Raw genomic sequence first — 21,877 nt, forward strand, 5'->3', positions numbered from 1 at the left:
TTTTTTCACTCGCTGTGCTAAAAAGAACGCCATGGGTCAGGGAGGTCACTATTTTATGCCTAAAAGCATTAATAAGATTAATAATAAACCTCGGTATTACCGCGCACTTTTAGCTGGAGTTAAGTGAATGAAAAAAGGATGGATATTTTTGTTGGGATTAGTTTGCGCCACGGTTACCAGCGCGCAGGCGGAACAGGTAGGCTCGGTAGATACCGTATTTAAACTGTTTGGTCCGGATCATAAAATTGTGGTCGAAGCCTTCGACGATCCGGATGTTAAAAATGTAACTTGTTATATCAGTCGCGCTAAAACCGGCGGTATCAAAGGCGGCCTGGGGCTGGCGGAAGACACTGCGGATGCGGCGATTTCCTGTTCGCAGGTCGGGCCGATTGATCTGAGCGACAAAATCAGGAACGGCAAGGACAAGGGCAGCGTGGTGTTCCAGAAACGCACCTCGTTGGTGTTCAAGAAACTGCAGGTGGTACGTTTCTACGACGCCAAGCGCAACGCGCTGGTGTACCTGACCTATTCGGACAAAGTGGTAGACGGTTCACCGAAGAACGCCTTGAGCGCGGTGCCGATCATCCCATGGAACGGCGCTCGCTAATGCAAAAGGGTTCAGCGTGCTGAACCCTTTTTAATCGCCGAGGCGGAAGATTACTCTTCCAGCTCGCCGCAGAAGCGGTAACCTTCGCCGTGGATGGTGGCAATGATTTCCGGCGTGTCCGGCGTGGATTCGAAGTGCTTGCGAATACGGCGGATGGTCACATCAACGGTGCGGTCATGCGGCTTCAGTTCGCGGCCGGTCATTTTCTTCAGCAGTTCTCCGCGGGACTGGATCTTGCCCGGGTTTTCGCAGAAGTGCAGCATGGCGCGGAATTCGCTACGCGGCAGCTTGTACTGTTCGCCAGCAGGGCTGATCAGTGAACGGCTATTGATGTCCAGCTCCCAACCGTTGAACTTGTAGCTTTCCACCAGCTTGCGCTCTTCGCCGATGCTGCCCAGATTCATGGTGCGAGACAGCAGATTGCGCGCGCGGATAGTCAGCTCACGCGGGTTGAACGGCTTGGTGATGTAGTCATCGGCACCGATTTCCAGGCCGAGGATTTTATCTACCTCATTATCGCGGCCGGTCAGGAACATCAGTGCTACGCTGGCCTGTTCACGCAGTTCGCGTGCCAACAGCAAGCCGTTTTTGCCCGGCAGGTTGATATCCATGATAACCAGGTTGATATCATTTTCAGACAGAATGTTGTGCATCTCTGCACCATCATTGGCTTCATGAACAACGTAGCCTTCCGCCTCGAAAATGCTCTTCAGGGTGTTACGAGTGACTAACTCGTCTTCGACAATCAGAATGTGCGGGGTCTGCATATTTGCTACCTAAAATTGCCAACAAAATAGAAAATAGGAAGTACAGAAGTCTTTGTTTTGTTAGACGAGGGCAGAGATATTGCTCACGTTCCCTCATTACCAAATGACTAAAGTACGTAAACTCGTTCTTGATGCACTTTCCATCTCATGTCAACAAGATCGCTAGCTTGGTGGGGATGCTATTCCCTACAACCCCAAAGGTGCCAAAACGGCGCATATCCTAACCCTATTAACAGCAATATAACAGTGCGTGCCGAATTCATCACCCAACAAAACTACGGTTTGTTGACATATATCAAATTCAATTGTAGCACGTTAACAGATTTGTGAAAAACACTTACCGGGCTGCCGGTTTATGTCTTGGAACCACAAAAAGTATTAACGATTCAGCATTAACGGGATTAATGCGTTACAATTCTCGATGGAGTGCCAAACTCTGTTGTCTAACTGGTTGATGAATAAAAAATAAAAAACGTAACTTATATTTATGGTTGTTTGGCGCAAATTGATGCATCAACCGCTTGTTTTGTTATTCATTCATCATACTAGTGAGTTTTTGTTACGCATTTGTAAATATAATCAGTCATCGCTGAACAGTCAAAAGCCAGCGCGCAGTAATGGAGCATCGATGCAGTTACATATTGTTTTAGTGGCGCCGGCTCGGCCGGAAAACGTCGGCGCAGCAGCGCGGGCGATGAAAACCATGGGATTCAGTTCGCTGCGCATCGTCGACAGTGACGCGCATTTGCAGCCGGCGGCACGTTGGGTTGCGCATGGCGCCGGTGAGATCCTCGATGCGGTTCAGACCTTTCCCACCCTGGAACAGGCGCTGGCAGACGTCGACTTCACCGTTGCCACCACCGCCCGCAGCCGCGCCCGCTTCCACTATTACTGCACGCCGCAGGCGCTGCTGGAACAATTAAGTGAACGCAGCCAGTGGATGTCGCAGGCGGCGCTGGTGTTTGGTCGCGAGGATTCGGGGCTGACCAACGAAGAGCTGGAGCTGGCCGATCTGCTGACCGGCGTGCCAATGCAGGCGGATTACCCGTCGCTCAACCTCGGTCAAGCGGTAATGGTCTACTGCTACCAGCTGTCTGCGTTGATGAGCGTGGCGGCACCGCCATCGCCGACCGCCGATGGCGGTCAGTTGCAGGCGCTGCGTCAGCGTGCCGATCGGTTATTGCAAAATCTGGAGGTGGGTGACGACCAGAAGTTGCGTGATTGGCTACATCAACGGTTGGGCTCACTGCCGCAACGCGATACCGTGATGTTACATACTTTGTTGCACGACATAGAAAAAAAACTGACCAAGTGATGACGATACGCCACAGGGAATCTGTGGTGTGATTGACTGCAATATTGTCGTATGGCCGTTTTATGTTCTGATTTATGGCTTTTGTGCTGGTCTCATTGCGCAACCTGGTCATTGGACAGTAAATACGCAAAAACAAGAAATAATTTGACTTGGGATCGCGATTGCTTTAACCAATAGAGGGGACAGAGATTCTAATGAGACAGACAGACAAAATGCGAACCATCAGCCTGAACACCACAATTATTACCACCACCGATACCACAGGTAACGGGGCGGGCTGACGCGTACAGGAAACATGAAGAAAAAAGCCCGCACCTAACCAGTGCGGGCTTTTTTTTCGGCGTAAATTCGGGAGATAACAGAAATGCGAGTGCTGAAATTTGGCGGAACCTCGGTGGCGAACGCGGAACGTTTTTTACGCGTTGCCGATATCATGGAAAGTAACGCAGGTCAGGGACAGGTGGCCACAGTGTTGTCCGCGCCGGCTAAAATCACCAACCATCTGGTGGCGATGATTGAAAAAACGGTAGCGGGGCAAGACATTCTGCCCAATATGAGCGACGCGGAACGTATTTTTGCCGATCTGTTGAGCGGATTGGCACAATCGCTGCCGAACTTTGACTCCCCTCGGCTGAAAAGCGTAGTCGATCAGGAGTTCGCGCAGTTGAAACAGGTACTGCATGGCGTAGCGCTGCTCGGCCAGTGCCCGGACAGCGTTAATGCCTCGATCATCTGCCGCGGCGAAAAACTGTCGATCGCCATCATGGAAGAGGTGTTCAAGGCCAGAGGCTTCCCGGTGACGGTGATCAATCCGGTGGAAAAACTGCTGGCGCAGGGGCACTATCTGGAGTCTACCGTCGATATTGCCGAGTCCACGCTGCGCATTGCTTCGGCAGCGATCCCGGCCGACCATATCATCCTGATGGCCGGCTTTACCGCCGGCAACGACAAGGGCGAGCTGGTGGTGCTGGGGCGTAACGGCTCCGACTATTCCGCCGCGGTGCTGGCCGCCTGCCTGCGTGCCGACTGCTGCGAGATCTGGACCGACGTCGATGGGGTGTACACCTGCGATCCGCGCACCGTACCGGATGCCAGGCTGCTGAAGTCGATGTCCTATCAGGAAGCGATGGAACTGTCCTATTTCGGCGCCAAGGTACTTCACCCCCGCACCATCACGCCGATTGCTCAATTCCAGATCCCCTGCCTGATTAAAAATACTGCCAATCCGCAAGCGCCAGGCACCCTGATCGGCGGTGAAAGCGTGGTTGACGATACGCCGGTCAAAGGCATTACCAACCTGAACAACATGGCGATGATCAACGTTTCCGGCCCAGGCATGAAAGGCATGGTTGGCATGGCGGCGCGGGTGTTTGCCGTGATGTCGCGCGCCGGCATTTCGGTGGTGCTGATCACCCAGTCCTCTTCCGAATACAGCATCAGTTTCTGCGTACCGCAAAACGAGCTGCAACGCGCTCGCCGCGCGCTGGGCGATGAGTTCTATCTGGAACTGAAGGATGGCCTGCTGGAGCCGCTGGACGTGGTCGAAAACCTGGCGATCATTTCGGTGGTTGGCGATGGCATGCGCACGCTGCGCGGTATTTCGGCGCGCTTCTTTACCGCGCTGGCCCGCGCCAATATCAATATCGTGGCGATTGCGCAGGGCTCCTCCGAACGTTCGATCTCGGTGGTGGTCAGTAACGAAGACGCCACTACCGGCGTGCGCGTGTGTCACCAGATGCTGTTCAACACCGATCAGGTGATTGAGGTGTTCGTGATTGGCGTCGGCGGCGTTGGCGGCGCGCTGATCGAACAGATTTATCGTCAGCAGCCGTGGCTCAAGCAAAAACACATCGATTTGCGGGTGTGCGGCATTGCCAATTCCCGTGCCATGCTGACCGACGTCCATGGCATCGCGCTGGACAGCTGGAGCGAGGCGCTGGCCGGTGCGCAAGAGCCGTTCAATCTGGGGCGTCTGATTCGCCTGGTGAAAGAGTATCATCTGTTGAATCCGGTGATCGTCGACTGTACCTCCAGCCAGGCGGTGGCGGATCAATATGTCGACTTCCTGGCCGACGGCTTCCATGTGGTCACGCCGAATAAAAAAGCCAACACCTCGTCGATGAATTTCTACCAACAGCTGCGCGCCGCCGCTGCCGGATCGCGACGCAAATTCCTTTACGATACCAACGTCGGCGCCGGCTTGCCGGTGATCGAAAACCTGCAGAACCTGCTGAACGCCGGCGACGAACTGACCCGTTTTTCCGGCATCCTGTCCGGTTCGCTGTCATTTATCTTCGGCAAACTGGATGAAGGCATGTCGCTGTCCGCCGCCACCCTGCAGGCCAAGGCCAACGGCTATACCGAGCCGGATCCGCGCGACGACCTGTCCGGTATGGACGTGGCGCGCAAACTGTTGATTTTGGCACGCGAAGCCGGTTACAAATTGGAGTTGGCCGACATCGAGGTGGAATCGGTGCTGCCGCCAGGCTTTGATGCCAGCGGCGATGTAGACACCTTCCTGGCGCGTTTACCGGCGCTGGACGAGGCATTCACCCGTCGCGTGGCCGATGCCACAGAACAGGGCAAAGTGCTGCGCTATGTTGGCGTTATCGAAGAGGGGCGCTGTCAGGTGCGTATTGATGCTGTTGATGGCAACGATCCATTATATAAAGTCAAAAACGGCGAAAACGCGCTGGCTTTTTACAGTCGCTATTATCAGCCATTGCCGTTGGTGTTACGCGGTTATGGCGCTGGCAATGATGTGACCGCGGCGGGGGTATTTGCCGATCTGTTGCGCACACTGTCATGGAAGTTGGGAGTTTAATATGGTTAAGGTGTATGCACCGGCTTCAATCGGTAACGTCAGCGTCGGTTTTGACGTGCTCGGCGCGGCCGTTTCACCGATCGACGGCACATTGCTGGGGGATTGCGTCAGCGTTGAGGCAGCCGACGCGTTCAGCCTGGAAAATGCCGGGCGTTTCGTCAGCAAGCTGCCTGCCGATCCGCAAGACAACATCGTTTATCAGTGTTGGCAGCGTTTTTGTCAGGAAATCGGTCGCGAGGTTCCGGTGGCGATGCGGCTGGAAAAAAACATGCCGATCGGTTCCGGCCTCGGCTCCAGCGCTTGCTCGGTGGTCGCCGGGCTGATGGCGATGAACGAATTCTGCCATCGTCCGCTCAATGAAATGCAGTTACTGGCGCTGATGGGCGAATTGGAAGGGCGTATTTCCGGCAGCGTGCATTACGACAACGTCGCCCCCTGCTATCTCGGCGGCCTGCAGCTGATGCTGGAAGAAGAAGGCTTCATCAGCCAGCAAGTGCCATGCTTTAACGACTGGCTGTGGGTGATGGCGTATCCGGGCATCAAGGTATCCACCGCCGAAGCGCGCGCTATCTTGCCGGCTCAGTACCGCCGCCAGGATTGCATCAGCCACGGGCGTTATCTGGCAGGCTTTATTCATGCCTGCCACACCCAGCAGCCGAAACTGGCGGCCAAACTGATGCAGGACGTGATTGCCGAGCCGTATCGCACCCGTCTGTTGCCAGGATTCGCCGAAGCGCGCAAGGCCGCGCAGGATATCGGTGCGTTGGCTTGCGGTATTTCGGGTTCCGGCCCCACGCTGTTTGCCGTTTGTGACGACGGCGCAACCGCACAGCGCATGGCCGACTGGCTGAAGAATCACTATCTGCAAAACGACGAAGGTTTTGTTCATATTTGCCGTCTGGATACCGCAGGCGCACGACTATTGGGATAACGCATGAAACTGTACAATCTTAAGGATCACAACGAACAGGTCAGCTTCGCACAGGCGATCAAACAGGGCCTGGGCAAGCAGCAGGGGCTGTTCTTCCCGCTGGAACTGCCGGAGTTCGAACTGACCGAGATCGATCATCTGCTGGAGTTGGATTTCGTTACCCGCAGCACGCGTATTCTGTCTGCCTTTATCGGTGAGGAAGTCAGCGAAGAAGCGCTGCACAAGCGGGTCAAGGCGGCGTTCGAGTTCCCGGCACCGGTGAAGCAGGTGCAAGATGACATCGCCTGTCTGGAGCTGTTCCACGGCCCGACGCTGGCGTTCAAGGATTTCGGCGGCCGTTTTATGGCGCAGATGCTGGCGGAAGTGGCTGGCGATGAACCGGTGACCATTCTCACCGCCACCTCCGGTGATACTGGTGCCGCGGTGGCGCATGCGTTCTATGGCCTGAAAAACGTGCGCGTGGTGATCCTGTATCCACAGGGCAAGATCAGCCCGCTGCAGGAAAAACTGTTCTGCACGCTGGGCGGCAATATCCATACCGTGGCTGTCGACGGTGATTTCGACGCCTGTCAGGCTCTGGTAAAACAGGCGTTTGACGATCGGGAGTTGAAACAGGCGCTGCATCTCAATTCCGCCAACTCGATCAACATCAGCCGCCTGCTGGCGCAGATTTGCTATTACTTCGAAGCGGTGGCGCAACTGCCACAGGAAGCCCGTAACCAGCTGGTGGTTTCGGTGCCCAGCGGCAACTTTGGTGATTTGACGGCGGGTTTGCTGGCCAAGTCGCTCGGCCTGCCGGTGAAGCGTTTTATCGCCGCCACCAATGCCAACGACACGGTGCCGCGTTTCCTGGTGAACGGTCAATGGCAGCCTAATGCCACCGTTGCTACCCTGTCCAACGCCATGGACGTCAGCCAGCCAAACAACTGGCCGCGGGTGGAAGAGCTGTTCCGTCGCAAAATCTGGCAGTTGAAGGATCTGGGCTATGGCGCGGTGAGTGATGAAACCACCAAAGAAACCATGAAGGAGCTGGCGGCGCTGGGCTACATTTCCGAGCCGCATGCGGCGATTGCCTATCGACTGCTGCGCGACCAACTGAAGGAAGGGGAGTTCGGGCTGTTCCTGGGTACCGCGCATCCGGCCAAGTTCAAGGAGAGCGTTGAAGCGATCCTGGAGCAGCAACTGGCGTTGCCCAAGGCGCTGGCGCTGCGTGCCGAACTGCCGCTGCTGTCGCATTCGCTGAGCGCCGACTTTGCCGAATTGCGCAAGTTCCTGATGGCATTGCCGGCCTGACGGTCGCGCAGCCAGCGTTGAAAAGCCGTCATCTGACGGCTTTTTTTACTGTTCCGGGCGCTTGAACACCAGTTCGTTACCGCTGGATGCCGCCCGATCGAAGGCGTAGCCTTCCAGATTAAAATCGGCCAGCTGTTCGGCGTTGGTCAGACGATTTTTGATGATAAAGCGGCTCATCAGGCCACGGGCCTTCTTGGCATAGAAGCTGATGACCTTGTACTTGCCGTTCTTCTCGTCGAGGAACACCGGTTTGATCAGCGTGGCGTGCAGCTTGGCGGTTTTGACCGACTTGAAGTATTCGTCTGACGCCAGGTTCACCACCACGTTATCGCCTTGCTGCTCCAGCGCTTCGTTCAGCTTTTTGGTGATGTGCTCACCCCAGAAACTGTACAGATCCTTGCCCTTGGGGTTTTCCAGCCGGATGCCCATCTCCAGACGGTACGGCATCATCAGATCCAGCGGACGCAATACGCCGTACAGGCCGGACAGCATGCGCAAATGCCGTTGTGCAAAGTCAAAGTCCTGCTCGCTGAAGTCGTGCGCCTGCAAGCCGGTATAAACGTCGCCCTTGAACGCCAGCAGCGCCTGGCGGGCGTTGTCCGGGGTAAAGCTCGGTTGCCAGTCGCTAAAACGTGCGGCGTTCAGCCCGGCCAGCTTGTCGCTAATGCCCATCAGGCTGGAAATTTGCGCCGGCGTCAGTTCACGACAGATCTTGATAAGCTGCCGGGATTTATCCAGCAGTTCAGGTTGCGTGAAGCGTTCAGTTGCCAGCGGGCTTTGGTAGTCGAGGGTTTTAGCAGGGGAAATAATAACGAGCATGGCCACATCCTGTTTATCAAAGTGTGGATACTGTAGCAAAAAGCGCGGGGAAAAGGGGCAATTGGTCTGATAGGGCGCACTTTAGGTGCGCCCTGAATCGTTGCTGGTTACTGCGGCTTGTCATTATCCCAGACGCCGGGCTCCAGTTGGGATTTCAGCTCCGGATAATGCTGCGGATCGAAGGTCGGCAATTTGCCCAGTGCGCGCTGTTGGTTGTAATCGCGCGCCAGCTTCAATGCCACGCGGGAAAGCAGCAGGATTGCCGTCAGGTTGGTGATCGCCATCAGCGCCATCGCGGTATCGGCCATTTTCCACACCATCGGCAGCTCCGCCAACGCGCCGAACATCACCATTCCCAGGGCCACGCAGCGGAAGACCAGCAAGCGCGCGGGGTGATTGTGCTCCAGGAAGATCAGATTGTTTTCGGCATAGGCGTAGTTGGCAATAATCGACGTAAAGGCAAAAAAGAAGATGGCGATGGCGACAAACGGCGATCCCCAACTGCCGACCGCGCTGGACAACGCACGCTGCGTCAGTTCGATACCGCTGATGCCGGCGGTCGGGTTATCCAGCGCGCCGGAAGCCAGAATAATCGCCGCGGTGGCGCTACAGATGACGATGGTGTCGATAAATACCCCGAGCATTTGTACGTAACCTTGCGAAGCGGGGTGCGGCGGATAGGGCGCTGCAGATGCCGCGGCATTCGGCGCCGACCCCATGCCGGCCTCGTTGGAGAACAGGCCGCGCTGTACGCCGTGGGTCATGGCCTGAGAAATCCCGTAGCCCACCGCCCCGGCCGCGGCTTCTTGCAGACCGAAGGCGCTTTTGACCACCAGGGTGAAAATGGCCGGGATTTGCTCAATATGCTGGGCAATAATCCAAAAGGCCAGCAGCAGATAGGCGATAGCCATGATCGGCACTACCAGTTCCGCCACGCGGGCGATGGAGCGAATGCCGCCGAAGATCACGATGCCACTGAGTATCACCAGACCGATACCGACATACAGCGGGTTAAAGTCGAAGGCGACTGCGCTGGCCTGGGCAATGGAGTTGGCCTGAACCGCGTTGAATACCAGACCGAAGGCGATGATCAGGAAGATGGAAAACAGCACCCCCATCCAGCGCATTCCAAGGCCCTTTTCCATGTAATACGCCGGGCCGCCACGGTAGTTGCCGCGATCGTCGCGGGTTTTATACAGCTGGGCCAGGGTGCTTTCAATGAACGAGGTGCCCATGCCGATGAAGGCCACCACCCACATCCAGAAGATGGCACCCGGGCCGCCGGCGGTCAGGGCAATGGCAACGCCGGTCAGGTTGCCGGTGCCAACGCGAGCGGCCAGCGTAGTACACAGCGCCTGAAAGGAAGAGATTCCTGAACTGTCGCTTTTATTGCTGTTCTTTAGCACCGAGAACATGTGGCCGAAGTGGCGTAACTGAATAAAACGGGTGCGCAGGGTGAAGTAAATGCCGGTACCAAGCAGCAGATAGATCAGTACCGAACCCCATAAGATATTGTTAATGAAATTAATCAGATCCGTCACGGATCCCTCCTTGTTAGCGACGTAAGGCGCACAGCGCGGCATTCACCGGGGGTGAAAATGCATGGGTCTGGTTTTTTTACTCGCGTTCAGCCGAAAGCGGGCGCGTTTTGGCGAGCCGAGGTTTTTCTCAGGTTTTTCTGTCAATTGCACACAATTTTGGAAATTTAACATAATTTTTTCAACCCAAAGCACGTTATTGTCTTTTAAACCTGTAGGAAATGGCGAAAGATATCGGCGTAAACGGTTGCTCGCCCAAGGATAAAACACCTGCTGTCTGGCCACGATTTTCCAGCCTTGCGCCGGGCCTCGCGCATGTTATTATCAGGAAAGGGCATGGTTGAACGATGCCAAAAGTTCATGCACAAACGATGAGATAATGCCAACATGACCGATAAATTGACTTCCCTACGTCAGCTCACTACGGTGGTTGCGGACACGGGTGATATTGCTGCAATGAAGCTGTATCAACCGCAAGACGCCACAACCAACCCTTCGCTGATCCTCAATGCAGCCCAAATTCCTGAATACCGCAAACTGATCGACGAAGCCATTGCCTGGGCGCGTGAGCAGAGCAGCGATCGCGAGCAGCAAATCGCCGACGCCGCCGACAAACTGGCGGTTAACATTGGTCTGGAAATCCTGAAGCTGGTGCCAGGTCGCATCTCTACCGAAGTGGACGCGCGTCTGTCTTATGACACCGAAGCCAGCGTTGCCAAGGCCAAGCGTCTGATCACACTGTATAACGAAGCCGGCATCAGCAACGATCGCATTCTGATCAAACTGGCTTCGACCTGGCAGGGGATCCGTGCGGCGGAGCGTCTGGAAAAAGACGGCATCAACTGTAACCTGACGCTGCTGTTCTCCTTCGCTCAGGCTCGCGCCTGCGCCGAAGCAGGCGTCTACCTGATTTCTCCGTTTGTTGGCCGTATCCTCGACTGGTACAAGGCGAACGGCGACAAGAAAGAGTTCGCGCCACACGAAGATCCGGGCGTGGTTTCGGTTACCGAGATTTACCAGTATTACAAACAGCACGGCTACGACACCGTCGTGATGGGCGCCAGCTTCCGTAACGTTGGTGAAATCATCGAGCTGGCCGGTTGTGACCGTCTGACCATCGCGCCTGCGTTGCTGAAAGAGCTGGCAGAAAGCGAAGGCGCGCTGGAGCGCAAACTGTCCTACACCGGTGAAGTCAAAGCGCGTCCGGCGCCGCTGACCGAGCCTGAATTCTACTGGCAGCACAACCAGGACCCAATGGCAGTTGAAAAACTGACCGACGGTATCCGCAAGTTTGCCGTAGACCAGGGCAAACTGGAAAAAATGATCGCCGATCTGCTGTAATAACCGCAGACAACCTGGAAAAAGGTGGCTTAGGCCGCCTTTTTTTATGTGCGCGGCTCCCGCCGACGGCCAGACGCCGTATACTCTGCGCATTGATAACAGGAGGGGAAACAACCCGTCCGACTCCATCAGGCAGTAGAGGTTAAGCATGGATACATTACGCATTGGTTTGGTTTCAATTTCTGACCGCGCTTCCGGCGGCGTTTATCAGGACAAAGGCATTCCGGCGTTGACCGAATGGCTGGCTGGCGCGCTGGCGACGCCGTTCAAACTGGAAACCCGTCTGATCCCCGATGAACAGACGCTGATTGAACACACGCTGTGTGAGCTGGTGGACGAGATGGGTTGCCATCTGGTGCTGACTACCGGCGGTACCGGCCCGGCGCGACGCGATGTGACCCCGGACGCCACGCTGGCGATTGCCGACCGCGTGATGCCGGGGTTCGGTGAACAAATGCGGCAAATCAGCCTACACTATGTGCCGACGGCAATTCTTTCACGCCAGGTGGGGGTGATCCGTAAGCAGGCGTTGATCATCAACCTGCCGGGGCAGCCGAAGTCGATCAAGGAAACGCTGGAAGGCGTCAAGGATCCGCAGGGCGGTGTGGTGGTGCATGGCATTTTCGCCAGCGTGCCGTACTGTATCCAACTGCTGGAAGGCCCGTACGTGGAAACCCATGATACGGTGGTCGCCGCTTTTCGCCCTAAAAACGCGCGCCGGGAATCCAACTGATAACGGCGGCGGCAAAAGGTTAAAGAGTAGGGTGGTGTGAAAATATTTTGCCGTTATAGTAAGCATACGTTTACAGCGTGTCTGCGGATACGCGCGATTCCATCTGCTTCCTCTGACGGTACCCTATGCATGACGATAATAATCGCCGGTTGAACCGGCAAGACTATAAAACTCTGACGTTGGCGGCGCTGGGCGGGGCGTTGGAGTTTTACGATTTCATCATCTTCGTTTTCTTCGCCGCAGTCATGGGTGAACTGTTCTTCCCGGCAGACATGCCTGAATGGCTGCGCCTGGTGCAGACCTTCGGTATCTTTGCCGCCGGCTATCTGGCCCGGCCGCTGGGCGGCATCATCATGGCGCATTTTGGCGATCTGGTGGGCCGTAAAAAGATGTTCAGTTTGAGCATTTTATTGATGGCGTTGCCGACGCTGGGTATGGGCCTGTTGCCCACCTACGCCAATATTGGCATCGCTGCGCCGTTATTGCTGCTGTTGTTGCGCATGCTGCAAGGTGCCGCGATCGGCGGCGAGGTGCCGGGCGCCTGGGTCTTTGTGGCCGAACACGTACCGCGCCAGCGCATTGGCTTCGCCTGCGGGACCCTGACCGCCGGGCTTACCGTCGGCATCTTGCTGGGGTCGTTGGTGGCGACCATTATCAATACCACGCTCAGCCCGGCAAGCATTGTCGCCGGCGGTTGGCGTATTCCGTTCCTGCTGGGCGGTGTGTTTGGTTTGGTAGCCATGTATCTGCGCCGCTGGTTGCGGGAAACGCCGATCTTTATCGAAATGCAGGCGCGCAAGGCGCTGGCGGAAGAGTTGCCGCTAAAATCGGTGGTGGTAAACCATAAGAAAGAAGTGGTGGTGTCGATGCTGCTGACCTGGCTGTTGTCGGCCGGTATCGTGGTGGTGATTCTGATGACGCCCACCTACCTGCAAAAACAGTTCGGTATCGCACCGGCGCTAACCTTGCAGGCCAACAGTATTGCCACCATCATGCTGATTTTCGGTTGTATCAGCGCCGGGCTGGCGGCGGATCGTTTTGGCGCCAGTAAAACCTTTATGGTGGGGAGCGTGCTGTTGGCGGCATGCAGCTGGTGGTTCTATCAGACGGTGGGCGTTCGCCCTGAAATGCTGTTTGCCTGCTACGCGCTGGTGGGGTTTAGCGTGGGCGTGGTGGGAGCGGTACCTTATGTGATGGTGCGTGCTTTCCCTGCGGAAGTGCGATTTAGCGGCATTTCGTTTTCATATAACGTTGCGTACGCCATTTTTGGTGGTTTAACCCCAATATTTGTGACCTTGATCATGAAGTTAACCCCGTTAGCACCCGCTTACTATGTGTTGGCGCTGTCGGCGATTGGGCTGGCGTTGGGGATTTACCTGCATCGCGACCTGAACAGTGAACATCAGGCACAGCGTAGCGGATCGCTGGTATGAAAAAAGCCCTGCGTTTAACCCGCAGGGCCTGATATTGATACAGTTTATGCTTGTGTTGCCAGCCTGGCTTCTGCCGTCGGCTTGACTTCGCCGATCGGCAGCACCTTGCGGCCCAACTGTTCGTTAAGCACTTCTGCCATAGCCAGATAAATGGCGCTGGCGCCGCACAGCATCCCTTCGTAACCGGCAAAGCGCAAAATAGCCGCGTTGCCGGTGATGTTGCCGATCGCCAGCAAGGCAAACAGCAGCGTCAGACTGGCGAACACCAACTGTAATGCCCGGTTGGCGCGCAGCGTGCCGAAGTACATGAACAGCGTGAAGATGCCCCACAGGGCCAGATAGACGCCGAGGAAGGGGGCGTCGGTTGGCTCAGCCAGCCCCAGGCGTGGTAGCAGCAGCATGCCGACCAGGCTCAGCCAGAAACTGCCGTAGGCGGTGAAGGCGGTCAAGCCAAAGGTATTGCCTTTCTTGTATTCGAGCAGCCCGGCGAGAATCTGTGCCAGCCCGCCGAAGAAAATCCCCATGCTGAGAATAACGGACGTCAGTGGAAAAAAGCCCGCATTGTGCAGGTTCAGCAAGACGGTGGTCATCCCGAAGCCCATCAGACCCAAAGGGCCAGGATTCGCCAACTTGTTGGTGTGCATATGTCCTCTGTAATAACAGAAAATTAATGAAAACAGCTTATTTAAAAAAGAAATGGCCTGAGTGGCGGAAAAAAGGCTAATTTCCATCAGAGCGCGCGGCATCATAATGATCCGCCGAGCAGGAAACAATGATCTGACAGGGCATAAAAAAGAAATTTTTTTCGCCTTGCCCCTTGATGCCGCTCTGGATGACCCCATCTTATTCTCAACCGCAGTTGCTAACCGCGTTGAGGCGTGAACTTTCGGGCAGTTGAAAAGCAAAAAAACGCCCGCATATTGGTTAGCAACCTGACCGAACATGAATTTATTAGTGGAGACGTTTAGATGGGCAAAATTATTGGTATCGACCTGGGTACTACCAACTCTTGTGTAGCAATTATGGATGGCAACAAGGCACGCGTGCTGGAAAACGCCGAGGGCGACCGCACAACTCCTTCGATCATTGCATATACCCAGGATGGTGAAACTCTGGTTGGCCAGCCGGCTAAGCGTCAGGCTGTTACTAACCCGCAGAATACCCTGTTTGCGATCAAGCGCCTGATTGGCCGTCGCTTCCAGGACGAAGAAGCACAGCGTGACAAAGACATCATGCCGTACAAAATCATCGGGGCTGATAACGGCGACGCATGGCTGGAAGTGAAAGGCCAGAAAATGGCACCGCCGCAGATCTCTGCCGAAGTGCTGAAGAAAATGAAAAAGACGGCGGAAGATTACCTGGGTGAACCGGTAACTGAAGCGGTTATTACCGTTCCGGCCTACTTCAACGATGCGCAGCGTCAGGCGACCAAAGACGCCGGCCGTATCGCGGGCCTGGAAGTAAAACGTATCATCAACGAACCAACCGCAGCGGCTCTGGCCTATGGCCTGGATAAAGAAGTCGGCAACCGCACCATCGCGGTTTATGACCTGGGTGGCGGTACCTTCGATATTTCGATCATCGAAATCGACGACGTTGACGGCGAAAAAACGTTTGAAGTGCTGGCGACCAACGGTGATACCCACCTGGGCGGCGAAGACTTCGACAGCCGTCTGATCAACTATCTGGTTGATGAATTCAAGAAAGACCAGGGCATCGATCTGCGTAACGATCCGCTGGCGATGCAGCGTTTGAAGGAAGCGGCGGAAAAAGCGAAGATCGAACTGTCTTCTGCTCAGCAGACCGACGTAAACCTGCCGTACGTGACGGCAGACGCCACCGGTCCTAAACACATGAACATCAAAGTGACCCGTGCAAAACTGGAGTCACTGGTAGAAGATCTGGTTGCACGCTCGATTGAACCGCTGAAAGTTGCGCTGAAGGACGCCGGCCTGTCGGTTTCCGACATTCAGGACGTGATCCTGGTGGGCGGCCAGACCCGCATGCCAATGGTACAGAAGAAAGTTGCCGATTTCTTCGGTAAAGAGCCGCGTAAAGACGTTAACCCGGACGAAGCGGTAGCAATCGGTGCTGCGGTACAGGGCGGCGTGTTGGCCGGTGATGTGAAGGACGTGCTGCTGCTGGACGTTACCCCGCTGTCGCTGGGTATCGAAACCATGGGCGGTGTGATGACGCCACTGATCACCAAAAACACCACCATCCCGACCAAGCACAGCCAGGTATTCTCGACCGCTGAAGACAACCAGTCTGCAGTTACCATCCATGTGCTGCAGGGTGAGCGTAAACGCGCCAACGATAACAAGTCGCTGGGTCAGTTCAACCTGGACGGCATTCAGGCAGCACCGCGTGGCATGGCGCAGATCGAAGTGACTTTCGACATTGATGCCGACGGCATTCTGCACGTTTCTGCCAAAGACAAGAACACCGGTCGCGAGCAGAAAATCACCATCAAGGCTTCTTCTGGTCTGAACGAAGAAGAAATCCAGAAAATGGTGCGTGATGCCGAAGCCAACGCCGAGTCTGACCGTAAGTTCGAAGAGCTGGTACAAACGCGTAACCAGGCGGATCACCTGATCCACGGCACTCGTAAGCAACTGGAAGAAGCAGGTGAGCAATTGCCGGCTGAAGACAAAACGGCTATCGAAAGCGCACTGAAAGATCTGGAAGCCGCAGCGAAGGGCGAAGACAAAGCCGACATCGAAGCGAAAACCCAGGCGTTGGTGCAGGTTTCCGGCAAACTGCTGGAAATGGCACAGGCTCAGGCGCAGGCACAGGGTGCTGACGCCGGTGCAGACAACGCGGCGAAGAAAGACGACGACGTGGTCGATGCCGAGTTTGAAGAAGTTAAAGATAAAAAATAATCGCCCTTAAGCGGGCACGGTAACGCCGACGGTGGCGTTACCGGAAACCAGCACGGGCGTCGAGGCAACTCTACGCCCGTGCACGCATGTTAAGGGTTTGCAAAATAATGGCGAAAAGAGACTATTACGAGGTTCTTGGCGTCGCCAAAACGGCGGATGAGCGCGAAATCAAAAAGGCCTACAAGCGCCTGGCGATGAAATACCATCCGGACCGTAACCAGGAAACAGACGCCGAAGCCAAGTTTAAAGAGATCAAGGAAGCGTACGAGATCCTGACCGACGACCAAAAACGTGCCGCTTATGACCAATACGGTCACGCCGCGTTTGAGCAGGGCGGGATGGGCGGTGGCGCCGGCGGTTTTGGCGGCGGTGCCGACTTTAGCGATATTTTCGGCGACGTGTTTGGCGATATCTTTGGCGGCGGTCGCCGTCAGCGCGCCAGCCGCGGTTCCGATCTGCGTTACAACATGGAACTGACCCTCGAAGAGGCGGTGCGTGGCGTAACCAAAGAGATCCGTATTCCAACGCTGGAAGAGTGTGACGTCTGCCATGGCAGCGGCGCCAAGCCGGGCAGTTCACCGGTGACCTGTCCAACCTGTCACGGCCAGGGCCAGGTGCAAATGCGCCAGGGCTTCTTCACCGTGCAGCAGGCATGTCCACATTGCCATGGCCGCGGCCAGATCATTAAAGATCCTTGCAATAAATGCCACGGTCACGGCCGGGTGGAAAAATCCAAAACGCTGTCGGTGAAAATTCCTGCCGGCGTGGATACCGGTGACCGAATCCGTCTGGCGGGCGAGGGCGAAGCTGGCGAACATGGTGCGCCAGCTGGCGACCTGTACGTTCAGGTTCAGGTGAAGGCTCACCCGATCTTCGAACGTGAAGGCAACAACCTGTATTGCGAAGTGCCGATCAACTTTGCCATGGCAGCGTTAGGCGGTGAAATTGAAGTGCCGACGCTCGATGGACGCGTCAACCTGAAGGTGCCAGCGGAAACTCAGACCGGCAAGCTGTTCCGCATGCGCGGCAAAGGGGTTAAATCCGTACGTGGCGGCAGCCAGGGCGATCTGCTGTGCCGCGTAGTGGTGGAAACCCCGGTCAAACTCAACGATCGGCAGAAACAGCTGCTCAAAGAGCTGGAAGAGAGCCTGGGTGGCCCGTCAGGTGACAAGAACAGCCCGCGTTCGAAGAGCTTCTTCGATGGGGTGAAAAAGTTCTTTGACGATCTGACACGTTAAGCGTTGCCGTTATTCTTCTATGAAAAACCCCGGTTTTAGCCGGGGTTTTTATTTGCCGCAAGATCTGCGATAACCCTATTAAAAGTGTGACTTAAGGCCTTAATTGATCGGAAATTACGATCTTTACAGCATTAATAAACTTATTTTTTCGAATCATTATGCGGGCTATACTCAGTTTATCGTTTGGAAAGCGAAGCGGAAACGCGATGCTGATACCGGGAGTAAACCGAGTGACCAATATTATTCGTCAATTTTTACGTCAGGAAGCCGCTGGCGGCGTAATACTGATCGTGGCGGCCATTATTGCATTGATCATGGCCAACACGCCGGCCCAGGGGATTTATCAGGCCTTCCTGAATTTACCGGTGATGGTGAAGATTTCCTCGCTGGAAATTGCCAAGCCGCTGCTGCTGTGGATCAACGATGGCCTGATGGCGATCTTCTTCCTGGTGGTCGGGCTGGAAGTCAAACGCGAGCTGATGCAAGGCTCGCTGGCCGGGCGGGATAAAGCCGTTTTCCCGGCCATTGCCGCGTTGGGCGGCATGCTGGCGCCGGCGCTGATTTACCTGCTGTTCAACGGCGCCGATGAAGTGACGCGTCAGGGCTGGGCGATCCCGGCGGCGACGGACATTGCCTTTGCGCTTGGCGTGATGGCGCTGCTGGGCAACCGCGTGCCGACCAGTCTGAAAGTCTTTTTGCTGGCGCTTGCCATCATTGACGACCTGGGCGTCATTATCATTATTGCGCTGTTCTATACCCATGAGGTGTCGATGACGGCACTGGGAGTGGCAGCGGCGGCGGTAGCGCTGTTGGCGATCATGAACTGGCGCGGGGTGGGCAAAACCTCCATTTATATGATTGTCGGGCTGGTGCTATGGGTGGCGATCCTGAAGTCTGGAGTGCATGCAACCCTGGCCGGTGTTATTGTCGGCTTTATGATCCCGTTGAACGTCAAGAAGGGCCCGTCGCCTTCGGAGACCCTCGAGCATGAGCTGCATCCGTGGGTGGCGTTTCTGATCCTGCCATTGTTTGCCTTTGCCAATGCCGGCGTATCACTGCAAGGCGTCACGCTCGACGGGCTGACCTCGTTGCTGCCAGTAGGCATTGCCGCCGGGTTGTTTATCGGCAAGCCGTTGGGCATCTTTCTCTTCAGCTGGCTGGCGGTGAAGATGGGTATCGCGCGTCTGCCGGAGGGGATCGGATTTAAACAGGTATTTGCCGTTTCGGTGCTGTGCGGTATTGGTTTCACCATGTCGATCTTTATCGCTTCGCTGGCCTTCAGCGAAACCATGGTTACTCTGAGCACCTATTCACGTCTGGGTATCCTGTTGGGGTCGACGACGGCGGCGATAGTTGGCTATAGTCTGCTGCGCCTTTCGTTGCCAAAAGTAAGGTAGTTCGATTAGGTTATCCATTCATCTATTCGATGCACTACACTATCTGGTCGGAGCTGTAGGGGATTTTTCCTGTAGCTTCGGCCACGTTGTTTGGAGCAAGCGTTGTAATTCGTGGTCCGAATAACAAAAGGAGTTTGTCGCTTAACCCGGCAGACCGTTTGCCGCAGCGAAACGTAAGGAGAACACCGCGTGAGAATGTCGCATATCAACTTTAATCATCTCTATTACTTCTGGCAGGTTTGCAAAGAAGGATCGGTGGTTGGCGCTGCTGAAGCGCTGTTCCTGACACCGCAGACCATCACCGGCCAGATCAAGGCGCTGGAAGAGCGGCTGGATGGCAAGTTGTTCAAACGCCAGGGGCGGGGGCTGGTGCCTTCCGAACTGGGTCAGTTGGTATTCCGCTACGCGGACAAGATGTTTATGCTCAGCCAGGAAATGCTGGATATCGTCAACTACCGTAAAGAGTCCAATCTGCTGTTCGACGTTGGCGTGGCAGATGCCCTGTCCAAACGGCTGGTTAGCCAGGTGCTGGAAACCGCCGTGGTCGATCACGAACAGATTCACCTGCGCTGCTTTGAATCGACGCACGAGATGCTGCTGGAACAGCTAAGCCAGCACAAACTGGACATGATTATTTCAGACTGCCCGGTGGACTCCAGCCAGCAGGAAGGGCTGTTTTCGTTGAAGCTGGGCGAATGCGGCATCAGTTTCTTCTGTCGTCAGCCGGTACCGGATCTGCCGTTCCCCGCCTGTCTGGAGCAGCGTAAACTGTTGATTCCCGGTCGTCGTTCCATGCTCGGGCGCCAACTGCTCAACTGGTTCAATACTCAGGGCATTCAGGTGGAAATTCTCGGCGAGTTTGACGATGCGGCACTGATGAAGGCGTTCGGCATGTATCACAATGCCATCTTCGTGGCGCCAACGCTGTATGCGCAAGATACCTATAATGATGACGCGGTGGTGGAGATCGGCCGTATCGATAACGTGCAGGAAGAATATTACATCATCTTTGCCGAGCGAATGATCCAGCATCCGGCGGTGCAGCGGGTGTGTAACAAGGATTTTTCGGCGTTGTTCAACTTCTGACGCTGACGACAGGCGTAAAAAAACCGGCCAAGGCCGGTTTTTTTAACAAGCAGACAACGTAATGCTTATTGCATTGCGTTGATGCGCGCGGACAAGTTTGACTTATGACGCGCTGCTTTGTTTTTGTGGATCAGGCCTTTAGCTGCCTGGCGATCCACAAGTGGTTGCATTACGGTGAATGCGTTTTGTGCTGCTTCTTTATCGCCAGCTGCGATAGCTGCGTCTACCTTCTTGATGAAGGTACGCACCATTGAGCGACGGCTAGCGTTATGCTTGCGGCGTTTCTCAGACTGTACGGCGCGTTTCTTAGCTGATTTGATATTAGCCAAGGTCCAACTCCCAAATATATTCTATTGAGGACAATTCAAAGGCCGAGGAATATGCCCTTTTAGCCTTCGTTTGTCAATGGATTTGTGCAAATAAGCGCCGTTTGTACGGGCGGCACTTGCTACGTTGTGATGGCGCAGGATTTTACCAGCTTCGGCCATGGGAATACAGTGTTTCGCGAGAAAATTCGCCACTGTTTACTGCATGATGATGCCAAGCCATTGCCGCCGGGCGTAAAACCGGCATTCGCCGTCGGAGAAACTGTGGTTTAGGCGTTTCTCCGGCCGCGTATCTCCGGTATGGTGTGACTATTACATTCAAGGAAGCAATCGCGGGTTAACCTTAACCGCTGTACAAGGTATAATCCGCCGATTTCCACTGTTTTGAGCCAGCTATGGAGCTAATTCGCGGCATTCACAATATCCGGGCACGCCACCGTGGTTGCGTGCTCACCATCGGCAACTTTGACGGCGTTCATCGCGGTCACAAGGCGCTGCTGGAGCAGCTGGAGCAAGAGGGCAAACGCCTTGGGCTGCCGGTGATAGTCATGATTTTTGAGCCGCAACCGCTGGAACTGTTCGCAGCGGACAAGGCGCCGGCCCGGCTTACGCGCCTGCGTGACAAGGCCAAATATCTGGCGCAGGCCGGGGTAGATACCCTGCTGTGCGTCAAGTTCGATCCCCGTTTTGCCGCCAATACCGCGCAGGCGTTCATTGCCGAGCTGCTGGTGGAGAAACTGGGCGTCAGGTTCCTGATGGTGGGAGATGACTTCCGCTTCGGTGCCAATCGCATTGGCGATTTCCCGCTGTTGCAAAAAGCCGGCGAGGAATACGGCTTTGAGGTGGTCAGCACGCCCACCTTCCGTGAAGGCGACCGGCGCATCAGCAGCACGGCGATTCGCAATGCGCTGCGTGATGACGACCTGCCGCTGGCGGAAAAGCTGCTCGGGCATCCGTACAGCATCTCCGGGCGTGTGGTGCACGGCGACGAACTGGGGCGCACCATCGGTTTTCCCACCGCCAACCTGCCGCTCAAGCGTCTGGTTGCTCCGGTAAAAGGGGTTTACGCGGTAGAGGTGTACGGCCTGGGGCCGCAGCCGCTGCCGGGCGTGGCCAATATCGGCACCCGCCCGACCGTTGCCGGCGTGCGTCAGCAGCTGGAAGTGCATCTGCTGGATGTCACAATGGATCTTTATGGGCGCCACCTTGACGTGGTGCTCCGCGCAAAATTGCGCAACGAACAGCGTTTTGCTTCGCTCGATGCGCTGAAGCAGCAAATCGCCAATGATGTGGTGACGGCCCGGAGTTTCTTCGGGCTAAAGACACCGGTTTAATCTCACAAACCGA

The 21,877-nt window shown here is 55.5% G+C and carries 19 protein-coding genes and 1 other annotated feature; of the genes, 14 read left to right on the top strand and 5 right to left on the bottom strand.

The genetic code is table 11. From position 1 onward, the window contains the following. Nucleotides 1-127: 127 nt before the first annotated feature. Nucleotides 128-607: a protein CreA gene (gene creA / locus ACCC84_RS13175; RefSeq protein ID WP_004955502.1), complete on the top strand. Its 480-nt coding sequence runs from the start codon at nucleotides 128-130 to the stop codon at nucleotides 605-607. Between the two features lie 50 nt (nucleotides 608-657). On the opposite strand, the gene arcA is transcribed toward creA, so the two are convergent. Continuing rightward, nucleotides 658-1,374 (bottom strand): two-component system response regulator ArcA, encoded by a 717-nt coding sequence (gene arcA / locus ACCC84_RS13180; RefSeq protein ID WP_004955501.1) that lies wholly within the window; start codon nucleotides 1,372-1,374, stop codon nucleotides 658-660. A 628-nt stretch (nucleotides 1,375-2,002) separates the two neighbouring features. On the opposite strand from arcA, the gene ACCC84_RS13185 reads away from it, so the two are divergent. The 5 genes from ACCC84_RS13185 (at nucleotide 2,003) to thrC (ending at nucleotide 7,737) form a co-directional block, all read left to right on the top strand. Beyond that, nucleotides 2,003-2,689, top strand: a complete 687-nt coding sequence (locus ACCC84_RS13185; RefSeq protein ID WP_088499865.1) for a tRNA/rRNA methyltransferase — start codon at nucleotides 2,003-2,005, stop codon at nucleotides 2,687-2,689. A gap of 212 nt (nucleotides 2,690-2,901) precedes the next feature. Further along, nucleotides 2,902-2,970 carry a thr operon leader peptide gene (gene thrL, locus ACCC84_RS13190; protein ID WP_102991109.1) on the top strand — a complete coding sequence of 23 codons (69 nt, stop codon included), beginning with the start codon at nucleotides 2,902-2,904 and terminating at the stop codon, nucleotides 2,968-2,970. Beyond that, nucleotides 2,909-3,028 (top strand) — a sequence feature (Thr leader region). Its footprint overlaps the gene before it by 62 nt. A 25-nt stretch (nucleotides 3,029-3,053) precedes the next feature. Then, nucleotides 3,054-5,513, top strand: a complete 2,460-nt coding sequence (thrA, locus tag ACCC84_RS13195; protein WP_004955498.1) for a bifunctional aspartate kinase/homoserine dehydrogenase I — start codon at nucleotides 3,054-3,056, stop codon at nucleotides 5,511-5,513. A gap of 1 nt (nucleotide 5,514) precedes the next feature. Beyond that, nucleotides 5,515-6,444: a homoserine kinase gene (gene thrB / locus ACCC84_RS13200; RefSeq protein ID WP_004955497.1), complete on the top strand. Its 930-nt coding sequence runs from the start codon at nucleotides 5,515-5,517 to the stop codon at nucleotides 6,442-6,444. Between the two features lie 3 nt (nucleotides 6,445-6,447). Next, the gene (gene thrC / locus ACCC84_RS13205) at nucleotides 6,448-7,737 is read left to right on the top strand and encodes a threonine synthase (protein WP_004955495.1); all 1,290 of its coding nucleotides are present in this window, start codon (nucleotides 6,448-6,450) and stop codon (nucleotides 7,735-7,737) included. A gap of 45 nt (nucleotides 7,738-7,782) precedes the next feature. Here the strand turns inward: thrC and yaaA are convergent, their stop codons facing one another. Together yaaA and ACCC84_RS13215 are read right to left on the bottom strand one after the other, a co-directional pair. Continuing rightward, nucleotides 7,783-8,556: a peroxide stress protein YaaA gene (yaaA, locus tag ACCC84_RS13210; RefSeq protein ID WP_004955493.1), complete on the bottom strand. Its 774-nt coding sequence runs from the start codon at nucleotides 8,554-8,556 to the stop codon at nucleotides 7,783-7,785. A 107-nt stretch (nucleotides 8,557-8,663) separates the two neighbouring features. Next, complete coding sequence (locus ACCC84_RS13215) at nucleotides 8,664-10,097, bottom strand: alanine/glycine:cation symporter family protein (protein WP_371901988.1); 1,434 nt, start codon at nucleotides 10,095-10,097, stop codon at nucleotides 8,664-8,666. A 384-nt stretch (nucleotides 10,098-10,481) separates the two neighbouring features. Here ACCC84_RS13215 and tal point away from each other — a divergent pair, with 384 nt between their 5' ends. The 3 genes from tal (at nucleotide 10,482) to ACCC84_RS13230 (ending at nucleotide 13,601) form a co-directional block, all read left to right on the top strand. Beyond that, on the top strand, nucleotides 10,482-11,435 hold the full coding sequence (tal, locus tag ACCC84_RS13220) for a transaldolase (protein WP_004955487.1): 954 nt from the start codon (nucleotides 10,482-10,484) through the stop codon (nucleotides 11,433-11,435). Nucleotides 11,436-11,583: 148 nt separating this feature from the next. Further along, nucleotides 11,584-12,168, top strand: a complete 585-nt coding sequence (gene mog / locus ACCC84_RS13225; RefSeq protein ID WP_004955484.1) for a molybdopterin adenylyltransferase — start codon at nucleotides 11,584-11,586, stop codon at nucleotides 12,166-12,168. Between the two features lie 125 nt (nucleotides 12,169-12,293). After that, nucleotides 12,294-13,601 (top strand): MFS transporter, encoded by a 1,308-nt coding sequence (locus tag ACCC84_RS13230; protein ID WP_004955483.1) that lies wholly within the window; start codon nucleotides 12,294-12,296, stop codon nucleotides 13,599-13,601. A gap of 44 nt (nucleotides 13,602-13,645) precedes the next feature. Here ACCC84_RS13230 and satP read toward each other — a convergent pair whose 3' ends face one another. Then, nucleotides 13,646-14,245: an acetate uptake transporter gene (gene satP / locus ACCC84_RS13235; RefSeq protein ID WP_039992430.1), complete on the bottom strand. Its 600-nt coding sequence runs from the start codon at nucleotides 14,243-14,245 to the stop codon at nucleotides 13,646-13,648. Between the two features lie 324 nt (nucleotides 14,246-14,569). On the opposite strand from satP, the gene dnaK reads away from it, so the two are divergent. The 4 genes from dnaK (at nucleotide 14,570) to nhaR (ending at nucleotide 20,204) form a co-directional block, all read left to right on the top strand. Then, nucleotides 14,570-16,483, top strand: a complete 1,914-nt coding sequence (dnaK, locus tag ACCC84_RS13240; RefSeq protein ID WP_004955479.1) for a molecular chaperone DnaK — start codon at nucleotides 14,570-14,572, stop codon at nucleotides 16,481-16,483. A gap of 107 nt (nucleotides 16,484-16,590) precedes the next feature. Further along, nucleotides 16,591-17,721, top strand: a complete 1,131-nt coding sequence (gene dnaJ, locus ACCC84_RS13245) for a molecular chaperone DnaJ (protein WP_039991184.1) — start codon at nucleotides 16,591-16,593, stop codon at nucleotides 17,719-17,721. A gap of 230 nt (nucleotides 17,722-17,951) precedes the next feature. Continuing rightward, the gene (gene nhaA, locus ACCC84_RS13250) at nucleotides 17,952-19,118 is read left to right on the top strand and encodes a Na+/H+ antiporter NhaA (protein WP_039992429.1); all 1,167 of its coding nucleotides are present in this window, start codon (nucleotides 17,952-17,954) and stop codon (nucleotides 19,116-19,118) included. Between the two features lie 189 nt (nucleotides 19,119-19,307). Next, a complete protein-coding gene (gene nhaR, locus ACCC84_RS13255) occupies nucleotides 19,308-20,204 on the top strand; it encodes a transcriptional activator NhaR (RefSeq protein WP_039991182.1) in 897 nt (298 codons plus the stop codon). A gap of 65 nt (nucleotides 20,205-20,269) precedes the next feature. On the opposite strand, the gene rpsT is transcribed toward nhaR, so the two are convergent. Next, nucleotides 20,270-20,533: a 30S ribosomal protein S20 gene (rpsT, locus tag ACCC84_RS13260; protein ID WP_039991180.1), complete on the bottom strand. Its 264-nt coding sequence runs from the start codon at nucleotides 20,531-20,533 to the stop codon at nucleotides 20,270-20,272. A gap of 392 nt (nucleotides 20,534-20,925) precedes the next feature. Here rpsT and ribF point away from each other — a divergent pair, with 392 nt between their 5' ends. After that, the gene (gene ribF, locus ACCC84_RS13265; protein WP_004955472.1) at nucleotides 20,926-21,864 is read left to right on the top strand and encodes a bifunctional riboflavin kinase/FAD synthetase; all 939 of its coding nucleotides are present in this window, start codon (nucleotides 20,926-20,928) and stop codon (nucleotides 21,862-21,864) included. Nucleotides 21,865-21,877 lie beyond the last annotated feature (13 nt).

Source organism: Serratia odorifera, assembly GCF_041448735.1.
Classification (GTDB): Bacteria; Pseudomonadota; Gammaproteobacteria; order Enterobacterales; family Enterobacteriaceae; genus Serratia_F; species Serratia_F odorifera.

Bases quoted from the DNA above. Each gene is read 5' to 3' on its own strand.
- creA (WP_004955502.1), top strand. From the start codon at position 128: ATGAAAAAAGGATGGATATTTTTGTTGGGATTAGTTTGCGCCACGGTT.
- thrB (WP_004955497.1), top strand. From the start codon at position 5,515: ATGGTTAAGGTGTATGCACCGGCTTCAATCGGTAACGTCAGCGTCGGT.
- tal (WP_004955487.1), top strand. From the start codon at position 10,482: ATGACCGATAAATTGACTTCCCTACGTCAGCTCACTACGGTGGTTGCG.
- ACCC84_RS13185 (WP_088499865.1), top strand. From the start codon at position 2,003: ATGCAGTTACATATTGTTTTAGTGGCGCCGGCTCGGCCGGAAAACGTC.
- mog (WP_004955484.1), top strand. From the start codon at position 11,584: ATGGATACATTACGCATTGGTTTGGTTTCAATTTCTGACCGCGCTTCC.
- thrA (WP_004955498.1), top strand. From the start codon at position 3,054: ATGCGAGTGCTGAAATTTGGCGGAACCTCGGTGGCGAACGCGGAACGT.
- ribF (WP_004955472.1), top strand. From the start codon at position 20,926: ATGGAGCTAATTCGCGGCATTCACAATATCCGGGCACGCCACCGTGGT.
- yaaA (WP_004955493.1), bottom strand. From the start codon at position 8,556: ATGCTCGTTATTATTTCCCCTGCTAAAACCCTCGACTACCAAAGCCCG.
- dnaJ (WP_039991184.1), top strand. From the start codon at position 16,591: ATGGCGAAAAGAGACTATTACGAGGTTCTTGGCGTCGCCAAAACGGCG.
- dnaK (WP_004955479.1), top strand. From the start codon at position 14,570: ATGGGCAAAATTATTGGTATCGACCTGGGTACTACCAACTCTTGTGTA.
- arcA (WP_004955501.1), bottom strand. From the start codon at position 1,374: ATGCAGACCCCGCACATTCTGATTGTCGAAGACGAGTTAGTCACTCGT.
- ACCC84_RS13230 (WP_004955483.1), top strand. From the start codon at position 12,294: ATGCATGACGATAATAATCGCCGGTTGAACCGGCAAGACTATAAAACT.
- thrC (WP_004955495.1), top strand. From the start codon at position 6,448: ATGAAACTGTACAATCTTAAGGATCACAACGAACAGGTCAGCTTCGCA.
- satP (WP_039992430.1), bottom strand. From the start codon at position 14,245: ATGCACACCAACAAGTTGGCGAATCCTGGCCCTTTGGGTCTGATGGGC.